The organism is Arthrobacter sp. R1-13 (assembly GCF_054161475.1).
In genome coordinates, this window is the sequence record NZ_CP096420.1 from 4,234,518 (window position 1) to 4,250,166 (window position 15,649).

A 15,649-nucleotide genomic window follows, 5' to 3' on the forward strand; every position below is an offset into this window, starting at 1 on the left:
CTCTGCCCTTTGGGGGGCAGGTGTGGTGTTGTTATTCAGTTGTGTTCCCTTGTCAGCAAACCGGTGGTGCGGGTTTGTTGGTTGGGAACCACATAGTGGACGCAAGCAGTCTTGTTTTCTTTTTACCGCCCCCTGGGTGCAAACGCTTTTGAAGTTCGTTTGCGGGGGTGGTGTGTGGTGTAAGTTATCGGCCTATTAGTACCGGTCAGCTTCACGAGTCGTTAGTCCTCGCTTCCACATCCGGCCTATCAACCCAGTGGTCTGGCTGGGGGCCTCTCACACACAAGGTGTATGGAAATCTCATCTCGAAGCGAGCTTCCCGCTTAGATGCTTTCAGCGGTTATCCCATCCGAACGTAGCTAATCAGCGGTGCACTTGGCAGTACAACTGACACACCAGAGGTTCGTCCGTCCCGGTCCTCTCGTACTAAGGACAGCCCTTCTCAAATTTCCTGCGCGCGCAGCGGATAGGGACCGAACTGTCTCACGACGTTCTAAACCCAGCTCGCGTACCGCTTTAATGGGCGAACAGCCCAACCCTTGGGACCTACTCCAGCCCCAGGATGCGACGAGCCGACATCGAGGTGCCAAACCATGCCGTCGATATGGACTCTTGGGCAAGATCAGCCTGTTATCCCCGAGGTACCTTTTATCCGTTGAGCGACGGCCATTCCACAATGTACCGCCGGATCACTAGTCCCGACTTTCGTCCCTGCTCGAGATGTCTCTCTCACAGTCAAGCTCCCTTGTGCACTTACACTCGACACCTGATTGCCAACCAGGCTGAGGGAACCTTTGGGCGCCTCCGTTACTTTTTAGGAGGCAACCGCCCCAGTTAAACTACCCATCAGGCACTGTCCCTGACCCGGATTACGGGCCGAAGTTAGATGTCCAAAGTGACCAGAGTGGTATTTCAACGATGACTCCACCCGAACTGGCGTCCGGGCTTCAACGTCTCCCACCTATCCTACACAAGCCACTCCGAACACCAATACCAAACTATAGTAAAGGTCTCGGGGTCTTTCCGTCCTGCTGCGCGTAACGAGCATCTTTACTCGTACTGCAATTTCGCCGAGTTTATGGTTGAGACAGCGGGGAAGTCGTTACTCCATTCGTGCAGGTCGGAACTTACCCGACAAGGAATTTCGCTACCTTAGGATGGTTATAGTTACCACCGCCGTTTACTGGGGCTTGAATTCTCAGCTTCGCCTTGCGGCTAACCGGTCCTCTTAACCTTCCAGCACCGGGCAGGAGTCAGTCCGTATACATCGTCTTGCGACTTCGCACGGACCTGTGTTTTTAGTAAACAGTCGCTTCCCCCTGGTCTCTGCGGCCCCTGCACGCTCCGGACAGCAAGTGTCCATCACGATGGGGGCCCCCCTTCTCCCGAAGTTACGGGGGCATTTTGCCGAGTTCCTTAACCATAATTCTCTCGATCGCCTTAGTATTCTCTACCTGATCACCTGTGTCGGTTTGGGGTACGGGCGGCTAAAACCTCGCGCCGATGCTTTTCTAGGCAGCATAGGATCACCGAATCCCCCCTTACGGGAGTCCCATCAGATCTCAGGCATCATGAACGGCGGATTTGCCTACCGTTCGCCCTACATCCTTAGACCGGGACAACCATCGCCCGGCTCGGCTACCTTCCTGCGTCACACCTGTTAATACGCTTACCTCCCAGGATCAGGTCCCGCGCTCCACCAAAAACCTCACACCACAAGGGTGATCGGTCAGGTCTCGGGCGGTTAGTATCCCCTGTTCAGCATGGACGGTTTTTCGCCGGTACGGGAATATCAACCCGTTGTCCATCGACTACGCCTGTCGGCCTCGCCTTAGGTCCCGACTTACCCAGGGCAGATTAGCTTGACCCTGGAACCCTTGATCATTCGGCGGACGGGTTTCTCACCCGTCTTTCGCTACTCATGCCTGCATTCTCACTCGTGTAGGCTCCACCGCTGGTTTACACCGCGACTTCACTGCCCACACGACGCTCCCCTACCCATCCAGACGCCTGAACCACAAGGGCTTAGCAAAAATCTGAATGCCACAACTTCGGCGGTGTACTTGAGCCCCGCTACATTGTCGGCGCGGAATCACTTGACCAGTGAGCTATTACGCACTCTTTTAAGGATGGCTGCTTCTAAGCCAACCTCCTGGTTGTCTTCGCAACTCCACATCCTTTCCCACTTAGCACACGCTTAGGGGCCTTAGTTGGTGGTCTGGGCTGTTTCCCTCTCGACTATGAAGCTTATCCCCCACAGTCTCACTGCTGCGCTCTCACTTACCGGCATTCGGAGTTTGGCTGACGTCAGTAACCTTGTAGGGCCCATCGGCCATCCAGTAGCTCTACCTCCGGCAAGAAACACGCAACGCTGCACCTAAATGCATTTCGGGGAGAACCAGCTATCACGAAGTTTGATTGGCCTTTCACCCCTACCCACAGCTCATCCCCTCCATTTTCAACTGAAGTGGGTTCGGTCCTCCACGACGTCTTACCGTCGCTTCAACCTGGCCATGGGTAGATCACTTCGCTTCGGGTCTAGATCACGCCACTGCAACGCCCTGTTCAGACTCGCTTTCGCTACGGCTTCCCCACACGGGTTAACCTCGCGACGTAACACTAACTCGCAGGCTCATTCTTCAAAAGGCACGCCGTCACAACTACACAGCAAGCTGCGGCTGCTCCGACGGATTGTAAGCACACGGTTTCAGGTACTGTTTCACTCCCCTCCCGGGGTACTTTTCACCTTTCCCTCACGGTACTGGTCCGCTATCGGTCATTAGGGAGTATTTAGGCTTATCAGGTGGTCCTGACAGATTCGCACGGGATTTCTCGGGCCCCGTGCTACTTGGGATACTCTCCAGGCGGTACACAACATTTCGGTTACGGGGCTCACACCCTCTCTGGCCGGCCTTTCAAGACCGTTCACCTATGCCCGTACTCTCACCTCACTGTCCCGGCAGAGACAGAACGGAAAGTCCCACAACCCCGACCATGCAACGCCCGCCGGCTATCACACATGGAACGGTTTAGCCTGATCCGCGTTCGCTCGCCACTACTAACGGAATCACTGTTGTTTTCTCTTCCTGCGGGTACTGAGATGTTTCACTTCCCCGCGTTCCCTCCACGCACCCTATGTGTTCAGATGCGGGTCACCAGATCACTCGCGCGTCTGGCGGGGTTTCCCCATTCGGACACCCTGGGATCACAGTCCGGTTATCGACTCCCCCAGGCTTATCGCAGATTCCTACGTCCTTCTTCGGCTCCTAATGCCAAGGCATCCACCGTGTGCTCTTAAAAACTTGACCACAAAAGATCAAAAAAACATTTCGAGAGAACCTATGGAAACCACACCACAAACACAGCCACACCAAACCCCGAAGGGAACAGCACAACCACATCCGCAGCACAGATCCAGGTTCATATTCTTGGAAATTGCTTCTTATAAAAGATGCTCGCGTCCACTATGTAGTTCTCAAACAACAACCCCATGCCACACACCCCACACACACCCCCACCAAAGGGAGCAAAAAACGTGCATGATCGGTCCGACCAGGAAACCAGAAACAAACAAACCCGGACAAAGAGTCACCCCTTCCCCCGGCCCTGTTGCCTCAGGACCCAACAGTGTGCCAAACACCACCCAACAACCCGCACCGGAAACCTTCCTGAACCCCGCACCCCACCCCAACAAAGGAGAAGAGCAACCAGGATCCGTACTAATAACCGGCCCGTGCCACCAGGCACCTATTCGTTGATATTCCACCCTTGAGCACCCACCGCAGAACAATCGCCTGCGCAATGGGCCTTTACTCCTGACAACCCCTCCACACTCACATACATGAGGCAAGGTGACTGTAGGTGCTCCTTAGAAAGGAGGTGATCCAGCCGCACCTTCCGGTACGGCTACCTTGTTACGACTTAGTCCCAATCGCCAGTCCCACCTTCGACAGCTCCCTCCCACAAGGGGTTAGGCCACCGGCTTCGGGTGTTACCAACTTTCGTGACTTGACGGGCGGTGTGTACAAGGCCCGGGAACGTATTCACCGCAGCGTTGCTGATCTGCGATTACTAGCGACTCCGACTTCATGGGGTCGAGTTGCAGACCCCAATCCGAACTGAGACCGGCTTTTTGGGATTAGCTCCACCTCACAGTATCGCAACCCTTTGTACCGGCCATTGTAGCATGCGTGAAGCCCAAGACATAAGGGGCATGATGATTTGACGTCGTCCCCACCTTCCTCCGAGTTGACCCCGGCAGTCTCCTATGAGTCCCCACCATCACGTGCTGGCAACATAGAACGAGGGTTGCGCTCGTTGCGGGACTTAACCCAACATCTCACGACACGAGCTGACGACAACCATGCACCACCTGTGAACCGGCCCCAAAGGGGAAGGACTGTTTCCAGCCCGGTCCGGTCCATGTCAAGCCTTGGTAAGGTTCTTCGCGTTGCATCGAATTAATCCGCATGCTCCGCCGCTTGTGCGGGCCCCCGTCAATTCCTTTGAGTTTTAGCCTTGCGGCCGTACTCCCCAGGCGGGGCACTTAATGCGTTAGCTACGGCGCGGAAAACGTGGAATGTCCCCCACACCTAGTGCCCAACGTTTACGGCATGGACTACCAGGGTATCTAATCCTGTTCGCTCCCCATGCTTTCGCTCCTCAGCGTCAGTTAATGCCCAGAGACCTGCCTTCGCCATCGGTGTTCCTCCTGATATCTGCGCATTTCACCGCTACACCAGGAATTCCAGTCTCCCCTACATCACTCTAGTCTGCCCGTACCCACTGCAGAACCGGAGTTGAGCCCCGGTCTTTCACAGCAGACGCGACAAACCGCCTACGAGCTCTTTACGCCCAATAATTCCGGATAACGCTTGCGCCCTACGTATTACCGCGGCTGCTGGCACGTAGTTAGCCGGCGCTTCTTCTGCAGGTACCGTCACTTTCGCTTCTTCCCTACTGAAAGAGGTTTACAACCCGAAGGCCGTCATCCCTCACGCGGCGTCGCTGCATCAGGCTTTCGCCCATTGTGCAATATTCCCCACTGCTGCCTCCCGTAGGAGTCTGGGCCGTGTCTCAGTCCCAGTGTGGCCGGTCACCCTCTCAGGCCGGCTACCCGTCGTCGCCTTGGTGAGCCATTACCTCACCAACAAGCTGATAGGCCGCGAGTCCATCCAAAACCACAAAAAGCTTTCCACCCCCCACCATGCGATGAGGAGTCATATCCGGTATTAGACCCAGTTTCCCAGGCTTATCCCAGAGTTAAGGGCAGGTTACTCACGTGTTACTCACCCGTTCGCCACTAATCCAGGAGCAAGCTCCCTTCATCGTTCGACTTGCATGTGTTAAGCACGCCGCCAGCGTTCATCCTGAGCCAGGATCAAACTCTCCGTTGAAGTAAAACAAAAACGAAACACAACCAGGAACCACGGGAAAACGCGGAAACCCGGCCGCACAAAATTTGAAACCAGCCAAAAAAACCAGACCATCCACGGGGTGGACAACCTGGCCAATTCAACCAATCAATAAAACAATTGGTATCAACAAACTTGGCACACTATTGAGTTCTCAAACAACAGACACACCCGGCACCACCACAACCAAAACCCAGCCGTGGATCGCTCCGGAGCAACTTTTCAAACTTACCCGGTTTCCAGCTCCTGTGCAAATCCATCTTTCAGGACCGCACCGGTCGAAACACGTCCCCCGACCCGATCGGCAGCACTCGAAAGTTCCACCAGAATCTGGTCTTGAATTGGGGGTTGGCCGCTCTCCGGTAACCAGCTCTTCGCTGGCCCCCCTCTCGGCGACTTAGAAAACAATACACCCACAACGGCCCCACCGCAAACCCGCTCGGCGCACTCTCCGAAACCCCGCCGTTCCGGGGAAAAGCGGCCAAAAGGGGCCCACTGAGCCACTCGCCGTCGTACTTCAAATTCTGTGTGGTGCGTCACCCCGGCCCCCATCCCAACTGGGCAGCAGAAGTGGCGTTAACGCGAAGAAGGGCCGGCAACCAGATGGTTGCCGGCCCTTCTCAAGCAGCTGGAATCAGCGGTGCTGGATTACCAGGAAGACTTGGTGATGCCCGGGAGCTCACCGCGGTGAGCCATGTCGCGGAAGCGAACACGGGAGATACCGAACTTCTGGAAGGTACCGCGGGGGCGGCCGTCGATGATGTCGCGGTTACGCAGACGGATCGGGGACGCGTTGCGGGGCAGCTTCTGCAGGCCGAGGCGTGCTTCTTCGCGTGCTTCGTCAGTAGCGTTGGGGTCAACCAGCGTCTTCTTCAGAGCGAGGCGCTTTTCGGCATAGCGCTCAACGATGACCTTGCGCTGCTCGTTACGAGCAATCTTGGATTTCTTAGCCATATGTTTAGCGCTCCTCTCGGAATTCGACGTGCTGGCGGATTTTGGGGTCGTACTTCTTCAGAACCATGCGGTCCGGGTCGTTACGACGGTTCTTGCGCGTGACGTAGGTGTAACCCGTGCCAGCGGTCGACTTGAGCTTGATGATGGGACGTACGTCCTTATCCTTTGCCATTAGAGCTTTACTCCTCGTGCCAGGATGCCGGCGACGACTACGTCGATGCCGCGAACGTCGATGGTCTTGATGCCACGAGCAGAGACCTGCAGGGTGACATTACGGCGCAGGGACGGAACCCAGTAGCGCTTCTTCTGGATGTTCGGATCGAACCGGCGCTTGTTGCGACGGTGCGAGTGCGAAATGCTGTGCCCAAAGCCCGGCTCGGCTCCGGTCACTTGGCAGTGTGCTGCCATGACTTCTCCTCAAGAATTGAAAGTAATGATCCGCATATCTGCTGCAGGACCATGCGTGTAAGTGCGACCCAAACTGATCAGGGTGAACGGTTAGTCACGCAACTTGAGCCCCTAACTACCGGCTACCCTGGAGAAAAATACCGGGCCACCGGAGCAATTGCGCACGCTCCGCGCACTTAGCGCCTACCAAGTCTACGAGTTAAGGCAACTAAAGACCAATCCGCCGTCTCAGGGTGTATAAGCTGGCGCCCCGGCCTAGAGGCGAGTCAGCTCCGGGTACCGCGGATCCAGGCCGTCACCCGAGGATTTTCCGGTGACCCGGCGCACGACCCAGGGCCCGGCAAACTCCCGGACCCACCGCGCGTTTGCACGCAGCGCCTCGATGCGGCTCATTTCGGGAACGGGGGTCATGGGAGGGACTTCAATGGAATGGTCGTGTTCCAGTACAGTCAGCACGCGCTTAGCCATGTTGGCGTGCCCGGCAGCAGACATGTGCATCCGGTCCTGCGCCCACATTCCCCAGTCGTAGTATTCACTGAAGCGCCAGTAGTCGACCAGCAGGGCGCCATGGTCACCGGCAATACCCCGTACCAGCTCGTTATAGATGGCCGTCCGTCCACGGGTTGTGCTGAAGATCTTGGAGCCGCGGGAGTCAAACCCGGTGAACATCACCACAGTGGCGCCCGTGGCACTCAACTTGCGGATACCGGCGTCGTACTCCTCAAGAAGCCCGTCGATATCAACCTTCGGGCGGAGGATGTCGTTGGCCCCGGCGTAAATGGTCACCAAAGTGGGTTTAAGCTCGACGGCGGCATCCACCTGTTCGGCGAGGATCCGGCGAAGCTTCCTCCCTCGGATTGCGAGGTTGGCGTAGCCGAAGGAAGGATCCGCAGCGCCGAGTTGTTCCGCTACACGGTCTGCCCAGCCCCTGACACCATTCGGGCGGGTGGGATCGTCATCGCCCACGCCTTCCGTGAAGGAGTCCCCCAAAGCCACGTACCGGGTAGAAAAATCCATAGCGACAGTCTGCCATCAGTTGCTGGGAGCAACAAAAGGGGCCGCCACGCCGGATCCCTTCAGCCTTCGCGGAGGATCCAGTGGTCATCGTCCAGGCGGGACACGATCTTTTCACCGATCCGGGCCAGATCGGCCACGTCTTCCTCGCTAAGCGCATCCAGGAACAGGGCGCGGACTGATTCCACATGCCCGGGCGCCAAACCCACGATCGTGTCCATCCCGGCGTCGGTAAGGTGTGCGGTGGTGACCCTTGCGTCCCCGGGGTGCGGGCGCCGCTCCACCCAACCCCGGTTTTGCAGCTTGGTAACAACGTGCGAAAGCCTTGAAAGGGATGCACTGGTCCGCGCAGCCAGCTCACTCATGGGGAGGAAGCGGGATTCCGTCTCAGAGAGCATCGCCAGGACGTGGTAATCGAACAAGGACAATTTGCCGGCACTGTGAAGTTGCGAGTCCAGAGCTGCCGGAAGCAGGGTGTTAATGCTCATGAGGGCAAGCCACGCGCGGCGTTCGTCTGCATTCAGCCATCGTGGTTCGCTCATAGATACATCTTAAGAGGAAAAATGCTTGACGGTTCAAGTCCCGCTGGCGCTGCCTCGGTAGGCTGTCCCCATGTACGTTATTTCCCTGAGCTACAAGGTGCCCACGGACATCGTGGACTACCACCTGGCGAACCATGTTTCCTGGTTGCAGGAGGCTTTCGATGAGGGTGTCTTCATCGCTGCAGGCCGGAAGATTCCGCGCACCGGCGCACTGCTCCTGTCGACAGCCGACCGGGACAGCCTCGACGCGTCCCTTGCCAAGGATCCCTTCTACGTCAATGGCGTGGCCGAGTTTGAGGTGATGGAGTTCCACGCCAACAGGGTGGCACCCGGATTCGATAATCTGCTGGACAATTGAGCGCACTGCTGGACTACTAGCGCGCTCAGGCCTTACCTCGCCTTGCCGTCAGCTGTTTCAGCGAGCCGCTTCAAACCGCCTTTGACAGGAACCTTCACCGGCACAGGCCAACGCGGCCCCAGCTGATCCCCCAAGGTCACTCCCCTGAGTTTGCGGCCCACAAGGGGAAGCACCCAGTCGTGGACCCAGCGCCGTTGCAGCCGTTCCCACTCCTTCAGGGTCAGTTTCGCCGGCGGTTCCCAGTCTTTGGGACTGATCTTGTGCGGAACGCCCAGATGGTCCAGCACCCGGGCAGCGAGGTACTTATGCCCCGCCTTGGACATATGGAGCCTGTCTGAGGACCACATGCGCCGATCGTGGAAGGCGTCGAAACACCAGTAGTCCACCAGGATGGCTCCGTATTTCTCAGCCAGTTCCCTGACGCGCTGGTTGTAAGCCCTGTTGCGTTTCTTCAGCGGCTCCAGAACCGCCGAGACCTTGACGTCGAAACCCGTGAAGAGCAGCAGGGTGGCTCCAGTGCCAGCCAGTCTGGCCACCAGATACTCGTAGTCCTCCATAAGGGCGTCGACGTCTGTTCCGAAGTCCAGGATGTCGTTTCCGCCGGCGTAGAGGGTGATCAGCGTCGGCTTGAGGGCCAGCGCCGGCTCCAATTGCTCCTCAATGACATGCCTCAGGCGCTTGCTCCGTACTGCCAGGTTTGCATATTCCCACCCCGGCTCTGCCTTCGCCAGCTTTTCCGCCACCCGGTCCGCCCAGCCCCTCACGCCGTTAGGCAGGTTCCGGTTCCAGTCCCCGACGCCTTCCGTGAAGGAATCGCCTAGGGCGACAAAACGCCGTCGTCCATTTTTGCCAGGAAGAGCATGCTCTGGGGATGGATCGACAGCCACCCCAGAAACCTAGTCTGCCCTTGCAACGAACAGGCTGCGGGCAGGCGGCCGGCAGGCAACGACGGCGTTAACCACGGGCGTCATCTGAGCAAGGGCGGCAGAGCACGGAAGGCCGGGGAATCGTTAGGGCTATGGAATCAATTTGGCCCGGAAAACGTTAATTTCCTTGGGTGCGGTGTGCGCACTAGTTAGGAATGGAATGAGCAAGAAAATCGAATCAGTTGAGGACGACGCCGGCAAGGTCACCAGGTACCGCCGGCACCCCAACGGCGGCGGGCTGATCGGGCCAGGCGCCGAAGTGGAAGAGAGTTCCTTCATCGGTTCAACTACATATATCGAAGCAGGGGCATGCGTTGGTTCGGGTTGCCGGATCGGGGATGGCAGCTGGATCGATCGCCGGGCGAAGATTGGCGACCTGGCCCTCATTGGCGACGGCGTCTACGTGGGCGAGGGAACGATCGTGGGCAACAGTGTCCGCATCGGCAGCCACTCACGCATCGGCGCCGGAGCTCAGGTGGGCCACGGGACCACCCTTGACGGGGACAGCAGGGTTCCCGACGGCGGCCTTGTCGCCGTTGCAGCCAAGCCCCACAGGTCCCGCCGGTCGCGGGCACGTCATCATCGATCGAGGATGGCAGCCTGAACGAACTGCCTCACAAGTGGTGGGCCGGGGTCCCGGCCCACGGAGGCTCGGCGGAAACGTTACTGTGCGACTCGTATCCGAGACGCACCGCATAGTTAGAGTTCCGCTTTCCCCTGCCGCCAGTAGCCCATAAACGCGACCTGCTTCCGGTCGATGCCAACATCGCGCACCAGGTAGCGGCGCAGATCCTTGATTACGCCCGCCTCCCCGGCGATCCAGGCGTAGAACGGCATGGCACCCGGGGGCATCCCCGGGTTCTTTGTTGCCCCGATTGCTGCGGTATCCATCCGTGTTGGAGTCTCCCACAGGATGTTCTGGTCCACGTCCACGTCCTCAGGTTCCGGCCCGGCCGCACCGTCCGGCGTCCTGATACCCACCCAGCCCGGCACAGGCACTGCAGACTTCACCGCTTCCGTAAGGAGTTGCCCGTGCGGGCGGGAGCGACCGATGGAGGCGCCCCTGGCCAGCCAAGTGATTTCGACGTCGGCAGCTGTCTTAAGATCCAGGAAATCACCCGCTTCCGGGACCTCGAGGAAGGCGTGTCCCGTCATATCCGCCGGCAGGCTTTCCAGGATGGCGCTGATCGCAGGAACGGCAGTTTCGTCCCCTGCCAGCAGGACGCGCTGGGCCAGACCGGGTCGCCATTCAATTCCAGAATAGATTTCGGCAGTGACGCAATGCGCTGCCCGGTTGTTAGGCCCGATGATGGTGATGGCATCGCCAGGTTTGGCATTCAGTGCCCAATTCGCCGCCGGGCCGCCGTCGCCCTTTGAGTCGAAGTGCATCACGAAGTCGACGTCGATCTCGGGGTAGACCCCGTCAAGGCGTTCGCGCCTCACGGTGTAGGTCCGCATTGACCCGCGGGTGGTCGGATCCATGGCCAGCCACTCCTGGTACCAACCGGTCTGCTCCATCTCGAAAACGGGCAGGGGCAGGCAAGTGCCGTCAGCGGCAAGCGAAGGAATCATCAGCTTGATGCGGAGATCGAGGGTCCCTCCATGCACGCCGAAGTCCCGCAGCGAATATCCTCCGAAGGTGACCCGCCGGAAGTTAGGGCTAAGCTCCTGGACGGCACTGACCGTGACATCGAACGCCAGAGTCATGGGCTCCGTGGCCAACTGGTTCTTGATGGTGCCCGCCGGGGCGTTACTAGCTGTGTTCATGAGACCAACTCCAGGTTTTCGCTTGGCACTTTTGGGCTTGGTACTTTTGGGGCGGTGCTGTCCCCCGCGTGATGCCGCCCGATCGGGATGATCAGCGGGGTCCCGGACACAGGATCGGGCACGACGCGGGATTCGAGTCCGAAGACCTCCTGGACCAGGTGTTCGGTTACGACCTGAATCGCAGGACCTTCTGCAACAATGCTTCCGGCCTTCAGGGCAATGACGTGATCCGCATAGCGGGCGGCAAGGTTGAGATCGTGCAGGACGATTGCCACGGTCGTCCCGTTTTTACGGTTCAGGTCGGTCACGAGATCCAGGACTTCAACTTGGTGCGCCAGGTCCAGGTACGTGGTGGGCTCGTCCAGGAGCAGCACGTCCGTCTCCTGGGCCAGGGCCATGGCAATCCACACGCGCTGGCGCTGGCCCCCGGAAAGTTCGTCCACGTTCCGATCGGCGAGTTCCATCGTTTCGGTGGCATCCAGAGCGCTCTGCACGGCGAGGTCATCCTCAGGGCTCCAGCTGCGGAAGAAGCCCTGGTGAGGGTATCGTCCGCGGCCCACCAGGTCGCGCACGGTAATGCCATCCGGCGCTGTAGGGTGCTGCGGGAGGAGGCCGAGCGTCCGGGCCACCTCCCGTGCAGGCCTGGAGTGAATGTCCTTGCCGTCCAAGGTCACAGTTCCGGCCGCCGGCTTGAGCAAGCGGGACAATCCGCGCAACAGGGTGGATTTTCCACAGGCGTTGGCTCCGACAATCATGGTCACCTTGCCTTCCGGAATCTCCGCGCACAGCTGTTCGATGACGATGCGCTGCTCATACCTGAGCGTCAGGTCCTTGGCGTTCAGAACTGCCATGTCAGGCATCCTTTCGGTTGGAAGTGACCAGGAGCCACAGCAGGAACGGGGCACCGAGGGCGCCTGTGACCACGCCGACCGGTAATACGGTGCCATCGAGCATCAGCGGGGCGATGTTTGCGGCAAAGTAATCTGCTGCGAGAACGATGAGCACGCCCACCAGCGCCGACGCCGGCAGGCTGGCCTTCCGGGTGAAGCGGCGGGCGATGGGACCGGCGAGAAAGGCGACGAACGCGACGGGGCCGGCAGCCGCCGTCGCCACCGCAGCAAGTGCCACGGCGGTGAGGACGACCGCCAGACGGGTCATTCCCACCCTGATGCCGAGTCCGGAGGCAGCGTCGTCACCGAGTTCAAGGATGCGCAGGGGTCCGGCCAGCACCGCAACGGCCGGCAACAGGACAACAAGGGTCAGTGCCAGAACGCCGGCTCGGTCCCACGTGGCGGAGTTCAGGGACCCGTTGAGCCACACGAGGGTATCCGCTGCGGTGCGGATATCAGTTCTGGTCATCAGGAAACTCACTACGGCATGGAGGGCGGCAGCGATGCCGACCCCGGCCAGGATCAGCCGGTTACCTGCGGCATTCCCCCCGCGTCCGCCGCCCGAGCCGAGTGAGCCGCTGCGGGAAATGGCATAGATTAAAGCAGCGACGCCGAGGGCCCCGGCAAAAGCCGCGCCGGACACTGCTGCTCCCGTGGCACCGAAAATGACAATGGCCGTCACGGCGCCGGCGCTCGCGCCGTAGCTGATGCCGATGACATCGGGGCTGGCGAGAGGGTTGCGCAGCATGGTCTGGAACAGCCCTCCCGCGAGGCCGAAGGCAGCTCCGATCATGGTCCCTATTACCGCCCTGGGCAGTTTGTTTTCCATGACGATGAAGCTCGCACCGGGGATCTTGGGTCCGTCGGTGAAATGAGCCGCGAGGATCTTGAAGAAGTCCGGAATAGTGACGGTGTAGCTTCCCAGCAGAATGCTAGCGGCGAAGAGAAGCACGACGGCGGCGGAGAGGACCGCGGTGCGGTTGACTGTGCGCCGAAATGGCAGAAAACCCCAATGTTGGCGCCCTGTACTGCCGCGAAGTGCCATCTCGCGTTCAGTCTTTACCGTGGTGGTCACAGTCCTGCCCCCTTTCCGCGCCGAACCAGCCATACGAACACCGGCGCACCCACGAGGGCGGTCATGATGCCTGCCGGAACTTCGCCCGGAAGCAGCACCACGCGGCCGATAATGTCAGCGGCCAGCAGCAGGACCGGGGCAAGGACAAGGGAGAATGGGAGGATCCACCGATAGTCAGGACCGGTGAGGAAACGCACGGCGTGCGGAATGACAAGGCCGACGAATCCGATCGGTCCGGCCAAAGCAGTGGCTGAGCCGCACAGCAGCACAATCCCTACCGCCGTTATGGCCCGAACCAGGCTGACATTCTGGCCGAGCCCGCGCGCTGTGTCGTCGCCCAGCGCCAGGCTGTTCAAAATCCTTCCGGTGCCAAGCACGATAACTGCCCCGATCACCAGGAAGGGAAGTCCGGGAAGCACTACTGACCATTCACGCCCGGCGATGCCGCCAACTTGCCAGAACCGGAACCGGTCAAGCGTGTCCTGGCTGGAAACAAGGATCACGTTCATCAGCGAAAAGAGGCCCGCGCTCAGGGCAGCACCCGCCAAGGCGAGTTTTACCGGCGTCGCGCCGTCCCTGCCCAGCGACGCAACCAGATACACCAGGGTGGCAGCAGCGGCTGCGCCGAAAAACGCGAACCAGATGTAGCCGGTCAGCGACGAGATGCCGTACAGATAGATGCCGGTGACAACGGCGAGGGCTGCGCCGGCATTGACGCCCATGATGCCCGGATCCGCGAGCGGGTTGCGGGCCACACCCTGCATGGCGGCCCCTGCAAGCCCTAGCGCGCCGCCCACCACGAGGCCCAATACAGTCCGCGGGAGGCGTGCCTGCACAACGGCGTGGTCGCCATTGGCGGGATCAAAACTGGTCAGCGCCTGCCAAACGGTCTGCAGGGAAACGTCCCTGGCACCGATCGCAAGGGACGCGGCGCTGACAAGGACAAGAACGACGACGGCGGCAAACAGCCAGGCGGCCCTGGAACCACCGGGAACCGGCAGATGATGCCCCTTCGCGGGCGATCTTGCTGCCTGTTCGCCCAAAGTGGGTTCTCCGGAAACTGAACCCGGGCGGGTGCTGTTGGCCGTCGTCGTCGTCATGGCGGTGTTACTTAGCTGCGGCGTCGGCTGCCTTGCCCAGCTGCGGCAAGAAGGCGTTCAGTGACCACGGCAGGCTCAGCGGGGACGACGCCGAAATGGCCAGCGTCAGGGTGTTGTCCGGATCGGCGACCAGGGCGCCCTTCTTGATAGCTGGGATCTGGCCGAGGAGCGGGTCAGCCTTGATGGAATCAGTGGTGGCTGCGTCCGGAACCCAGGTCACAAAGATATCGGAGTCCAGCTCGTTGGCCTTCTCTGCTGACCAGGCAAGGAAGAATTCCTTGGAACCCTTGGACTTCTCCTCCACAATCGGGGCGAGCTTCATGCCGAGGGAGCTGAGGAATCGCGGCCGGTTGTCGTTGGCCGTGTAGACGTTCACGCCGTCGCTCTTGGCCGGTTCCAGGTTGCCGTATATGTAACTCTTGCCTTCGAGCTGCGGGTACTTGGAGACCTTTTCCTTGATGGTGGCTTCCGTGTCCGAAACCAGCTTGGTTGCCTCGGCTTCCTTGCCCAGGGCCTTGCCGATGACGGTGGTGGAATCCTGCCAGGACGTGCCGTAGGCCAGCTCCGGCTGGGCCACGACGGGCGCGATCTCGCTGAGCTTCTTGTAGTCCTCTTCCGTCAGGCCGGAGTAGGCGCCCAGGATGACGTCCGGGTTGAGCTTGGCAATCTCGGTGAAGTTGATGCCGTCAGTCTCGGAGAACTGGGCAGGTGCCTTGTCGGTACCGAAGCCGGCGCCGAGCTCTTCGAGGGCGGCGTCCTTCCACGGGGTGGATGCCTTGTCGTTTCCGCCCCAGTCGTTCTTCGGAACGCCGACCGGAACTACGCCCAGGGCGATGGCGACGTCGTCATTGACCCAGGAAATGGTGACTACGCGCTCGGGCTTCTTCTCAATGGTGGTCTCACCAAAAACATTCTTGATGGTTACCGGAAACTGCGAGCTGGGCGCTTGAGTGCCGGCTCCGGCATCTGCGGAACTGGCCGGGCCTGTGGAGCAGGCTGTGAGGGTCAGTGCGGCGGCGGCCAGAACGGCGGTCGCCTTGCCTGCGGTCTTGAAGACGGCACGGCGGGTGGCGACTGCGGCCGGGACGGGGGAAACGGGGGAAGCCACGGAACTCCTTAGGTGAATGATGCGAACCCAAGTAAGGCTAGCCTATCCTCGCGCCTATTAAGAAAGGCTAGCGTAACCTAATTCCCGGCTTGT

At 59.8% G+C, this 15,649-nt stretch carries 13 protein-coding genes and 2 rRNA genes; 2 read left to right on the forward strand and 13 right to left on the reverse strand.

Features of this window, described 5'->3' with window-relative positions:
- Positions 1–174: 174 nt before the first annotated feature.
- The 7 genes from M1D88_RS19610 to M1D88_RS19640 form a co-directional block, all read right to left on the reverse strand.
- Positions 175–3,308: ribosomal RNA gene (locus M1D88_RS19610) — 23S ribosomal RNA — on the reverse strand.
- 564 nt (positions 3,309–3,872) lie between these two features.
- Positions 3,873–5,396: ribosomal RNA gene (locus M1D88_RS19615) — 16S ribosomal RNA — on the reverse strand.
- The 16S and 23S rRNA genes sit together here, the layout of an rRNA operon.
- 666 nt (positions 5,397–6,062) lie before the next feature.
- Positions 6,063–6,368, reverse strand: a complete 306-nt coding sequence (gene rpsN, locus M1D88_RS19620; protein WP_247048144.1) for a 30S ribosomal protein S14 — start codon at positions 6,366–6,368, stop codon at positions 6,063–6,065.
- Positions 6,369–6,372: 4 nt separating this feature from the next.
- Positions 6,373–6,540 carry a 50S ribosomal protein L33 gene (rpmG, locus tag M1D88_RS19625; protein ID WP_013602737.1) on the reverse strand — a complete coding sequence of 56 codons (168 nt, stop codon included), beginning with the start codon at positions 6,538–6,540 and terminating at the stop codon, positions 6,373–6,375.
- Positions 6,540–6,776, reverse strand: coding sequence for a 50S ribosomal protein L28 (rpmB, locus tag M1D88_RS19630; RefSeq protein WP_309108344.1), 237 nt, complete (start codon positions 6,774–6,776; stop codon positions 6,540–6,542). The genes rpmG and rpmB overlap by 1 nt, the downstream gene beginning before the upstream one ends.
- Before the next feature lie 255 nt (positions 6,777–7,031).
- A complete protein-coding gene (locus M1D88_RS19635) occupies positions 7,032–7,793 on the reverse strand; it encodes an SGNH/GDSL hydrolase family protein (protein ID WP_458112384.1) in 762 nt (253 codons plus the stop codon).
- Positions 7,794–7,852: 59 nt separating this feature from the next.
- Positions 7,853–8,332: a MarR family winged helix-turn-helix transcriptional regulator gene (locus M1D88_RS19640; protein ID WP_458112385.1), complete on the reverse strand. Its 480-nt coding sequence runs from the start codon at positions 8,330–8,332 to the stop codon at positions 7,853–7,855.
- Positions 8,333–8,402: 70 nt separating this feature from the next.
- Here M1D88_RS19640 and M1D88_RS19645 point away from each other — a divergent pair, with 70 nt between their 5' ends.
- A complete protein-coding gene (locus tag M1D88_RS19645; protein ID WP_458112386.1) occupies positions 8,403–8,690 on the forward strand; it encodes a YciI family protein in 288 nt (95 codons plus the stop codon).
- Between the two features lie 32 nt (positions 8,691–8,722).
- Here M1D88_RS19645 and M1D88_RS19650 read toward each other — a convergent pair whose 3' ends face one another.
- On the reverse strand, positions 8,723–9,577 hold the full coding sequence (locus M1D88_RS19650; protein ID WP_458112387.1) for an SGNH/GDSL hydrolase family protein: 855 nt from the start codon (positions 9,575–9,577) through the stop codon (positions 8,723–8,725).
- A 199-nt stretch (positions 9,578–9,776) separates the two neighbouring features.
- Between M1D88_RS19650 and M1D88_RS19655 the strand changes: the two genes are divergently transcribed.
- Complete coding sequence (locus M1D88_RS19655) at positions 9,777–10,220, forward strand: transferase (RefSeq protein ID WP_458112388.1); 444 nt, start codon at positions 9,777–9,779, stop codon at positions 10,218–10,220.
- Positions 10,221–10,315: 95 nt separating this feature from the next.
- Here the strand turns inward: M1D88_RS19655 and M1D88_RS19660 are convergent, their stop codons facing one another.
- From M1D88_RS19660 to M1D88_RS19680, 5 genes are read right to left on the reverse strand one after another with little or no spacing between them, the layout of a single operon-like run.
- A complete protein-coding gene (locus tag M1D88_RS19660) occupies positions 10,316–11,383 on the reverse strand; it encodes a siderophore-interacting protein (RefSeq protein WP_458112389.1) in 1,068 nt (355 codons plus the stop codon).
- Positions 11,380–12,234, reverse strand: coding sequence for an ABC transporter ATP-binding protein (locus M1D88_RS19665; protein ID WP_458112390.1), 855 nt, complete (start codon positions 12,232–12,234; stop codon positions 11,380–11,382). The genes M1D88_RS19660 and M1D88_RS19665 overlap by 4 nt, the downstream gene beginning before the upstream one ends.
- A gap of 1 nt (position 12,235) precedes the next feature.
- The gene (locus M1D88_RS19670) at positions 12,236–13,318 is read right to left on the reverse strand and encodes a FecCD family ABC transporter permease (RefSeq protein WP_458114583.1); all 1,083 of its coding nucleotides are present in this window, start codon (positions 13,316–13,318) and stop codon (positions 12,236–12,238) included.
- Positions 13,319–13,344: 26 nt separating this feature from the next.
- Positions 13,345–14,448, reverse strand: a complete 1,104-nt coding sequence (locus tag M1D88_RS19675; RefSeq protein WP_458112391.1) for a FecCD family ABC transporter permease — start codon at positions 14,446–14,448, stop codon at positions 13,345–13,347.
- Positions 14,449–14,455: 7 nt separating this feature from the next.
- Positions 14,456–15,556: an iron-siderophore ABC transporter substrate-binding protein gene (locus tag M1D88_RS19680; protein ID WP_458112392.1), complete on the reverse strand. Its 1,101-nt coding sequence runs from the start codon at positions 15,554–15,556 to the stop codon at positions 14,456–14,458.
- Positions 15,557–15,649: the final 93 nt, after the last annotated feature.

Excerpts from the sequence above, each read along its gene's own strand:
- rpsN (WP_247048144.1), bottom strand. The coding sequence starts at position 6,368 with ATGGCTAAGAAATCCAAGATTGCTCGTAACGAGCAGCGCAAGGTCATC.
- rpmG (WP_013602737.1), bottom strand. The coding sequence starts at position 6,540 with ATGGCAAAGGATAAGGACGTACGTCCCATCATCAAGCTCAAGTCGACC.
- rpmB (WP_309108344.1), bottom strand. The coding sequence starts at position 6,776 with ATGGCAGCACACTGCCAAGTGACCGGAGCCGAGCCGGGCTTTGGGCAC.
- M1D88_RS19635 (WP_458112384.1), bottom strand. The coding sequence starts at position 7,793 with ATGGATTTTTCTACCCGGTACGTGGCTTTGGGGGACTCCTTCACGGAA.
- M1D88_RS19640 (WP_458112385.1), bottom strand. The coding sequence starts at position 8,332 with ATGAGCGAACCACGATGGCTGAATGCAGACGAACGCCGCGCGTGGCTT.
- M1D88_RS19645 (WP_458112386.1), top strand. The coding sequence starts at position 8,403 with ATGTACGTTATTTCCCTGAGCTACAAGGTGCCCACGGACATCGTGGAC.
- M1D88_RS19655 (WP_458112388.1), top strand. The coding sequence starts at position 9,777 with ATGAGCAAGAAAATCGAATCAGTTGAGGACGACGCCGGCAAGGTCACC.
- M1D88_RS19660 (WP_458112389.1), bottom strand. The coding sequence starts at position 11,383 with ATGAACACAGCTAGTAACGCCCCGGCGGGCACCATCAAGAACCAGTTG.
- M1D88_RS19665 (WP_458112390.1), bottom strand. The coding sequence starts at position 12,234 with ATGGCAGTTCTGAACGCCAAGGACCTGACGCTCAGGTATGAGCAGCGC.
- M1D88_RS19670 (WP_458114583.1), bottom strand. The coding sequence starts at position 13,318 with ATGGCACTTCGCGGCAGTACAGGGCGCCAACATTGGGGTTTTCTGCCA.
- M1D88_RS19675 (WP_458112391.1), bottom strand. The coding sequence starts at position 14,448 with ATGACGACGACGACGGCCAACAGCACCCGCCCGGGTTCAGTTTCCGGA.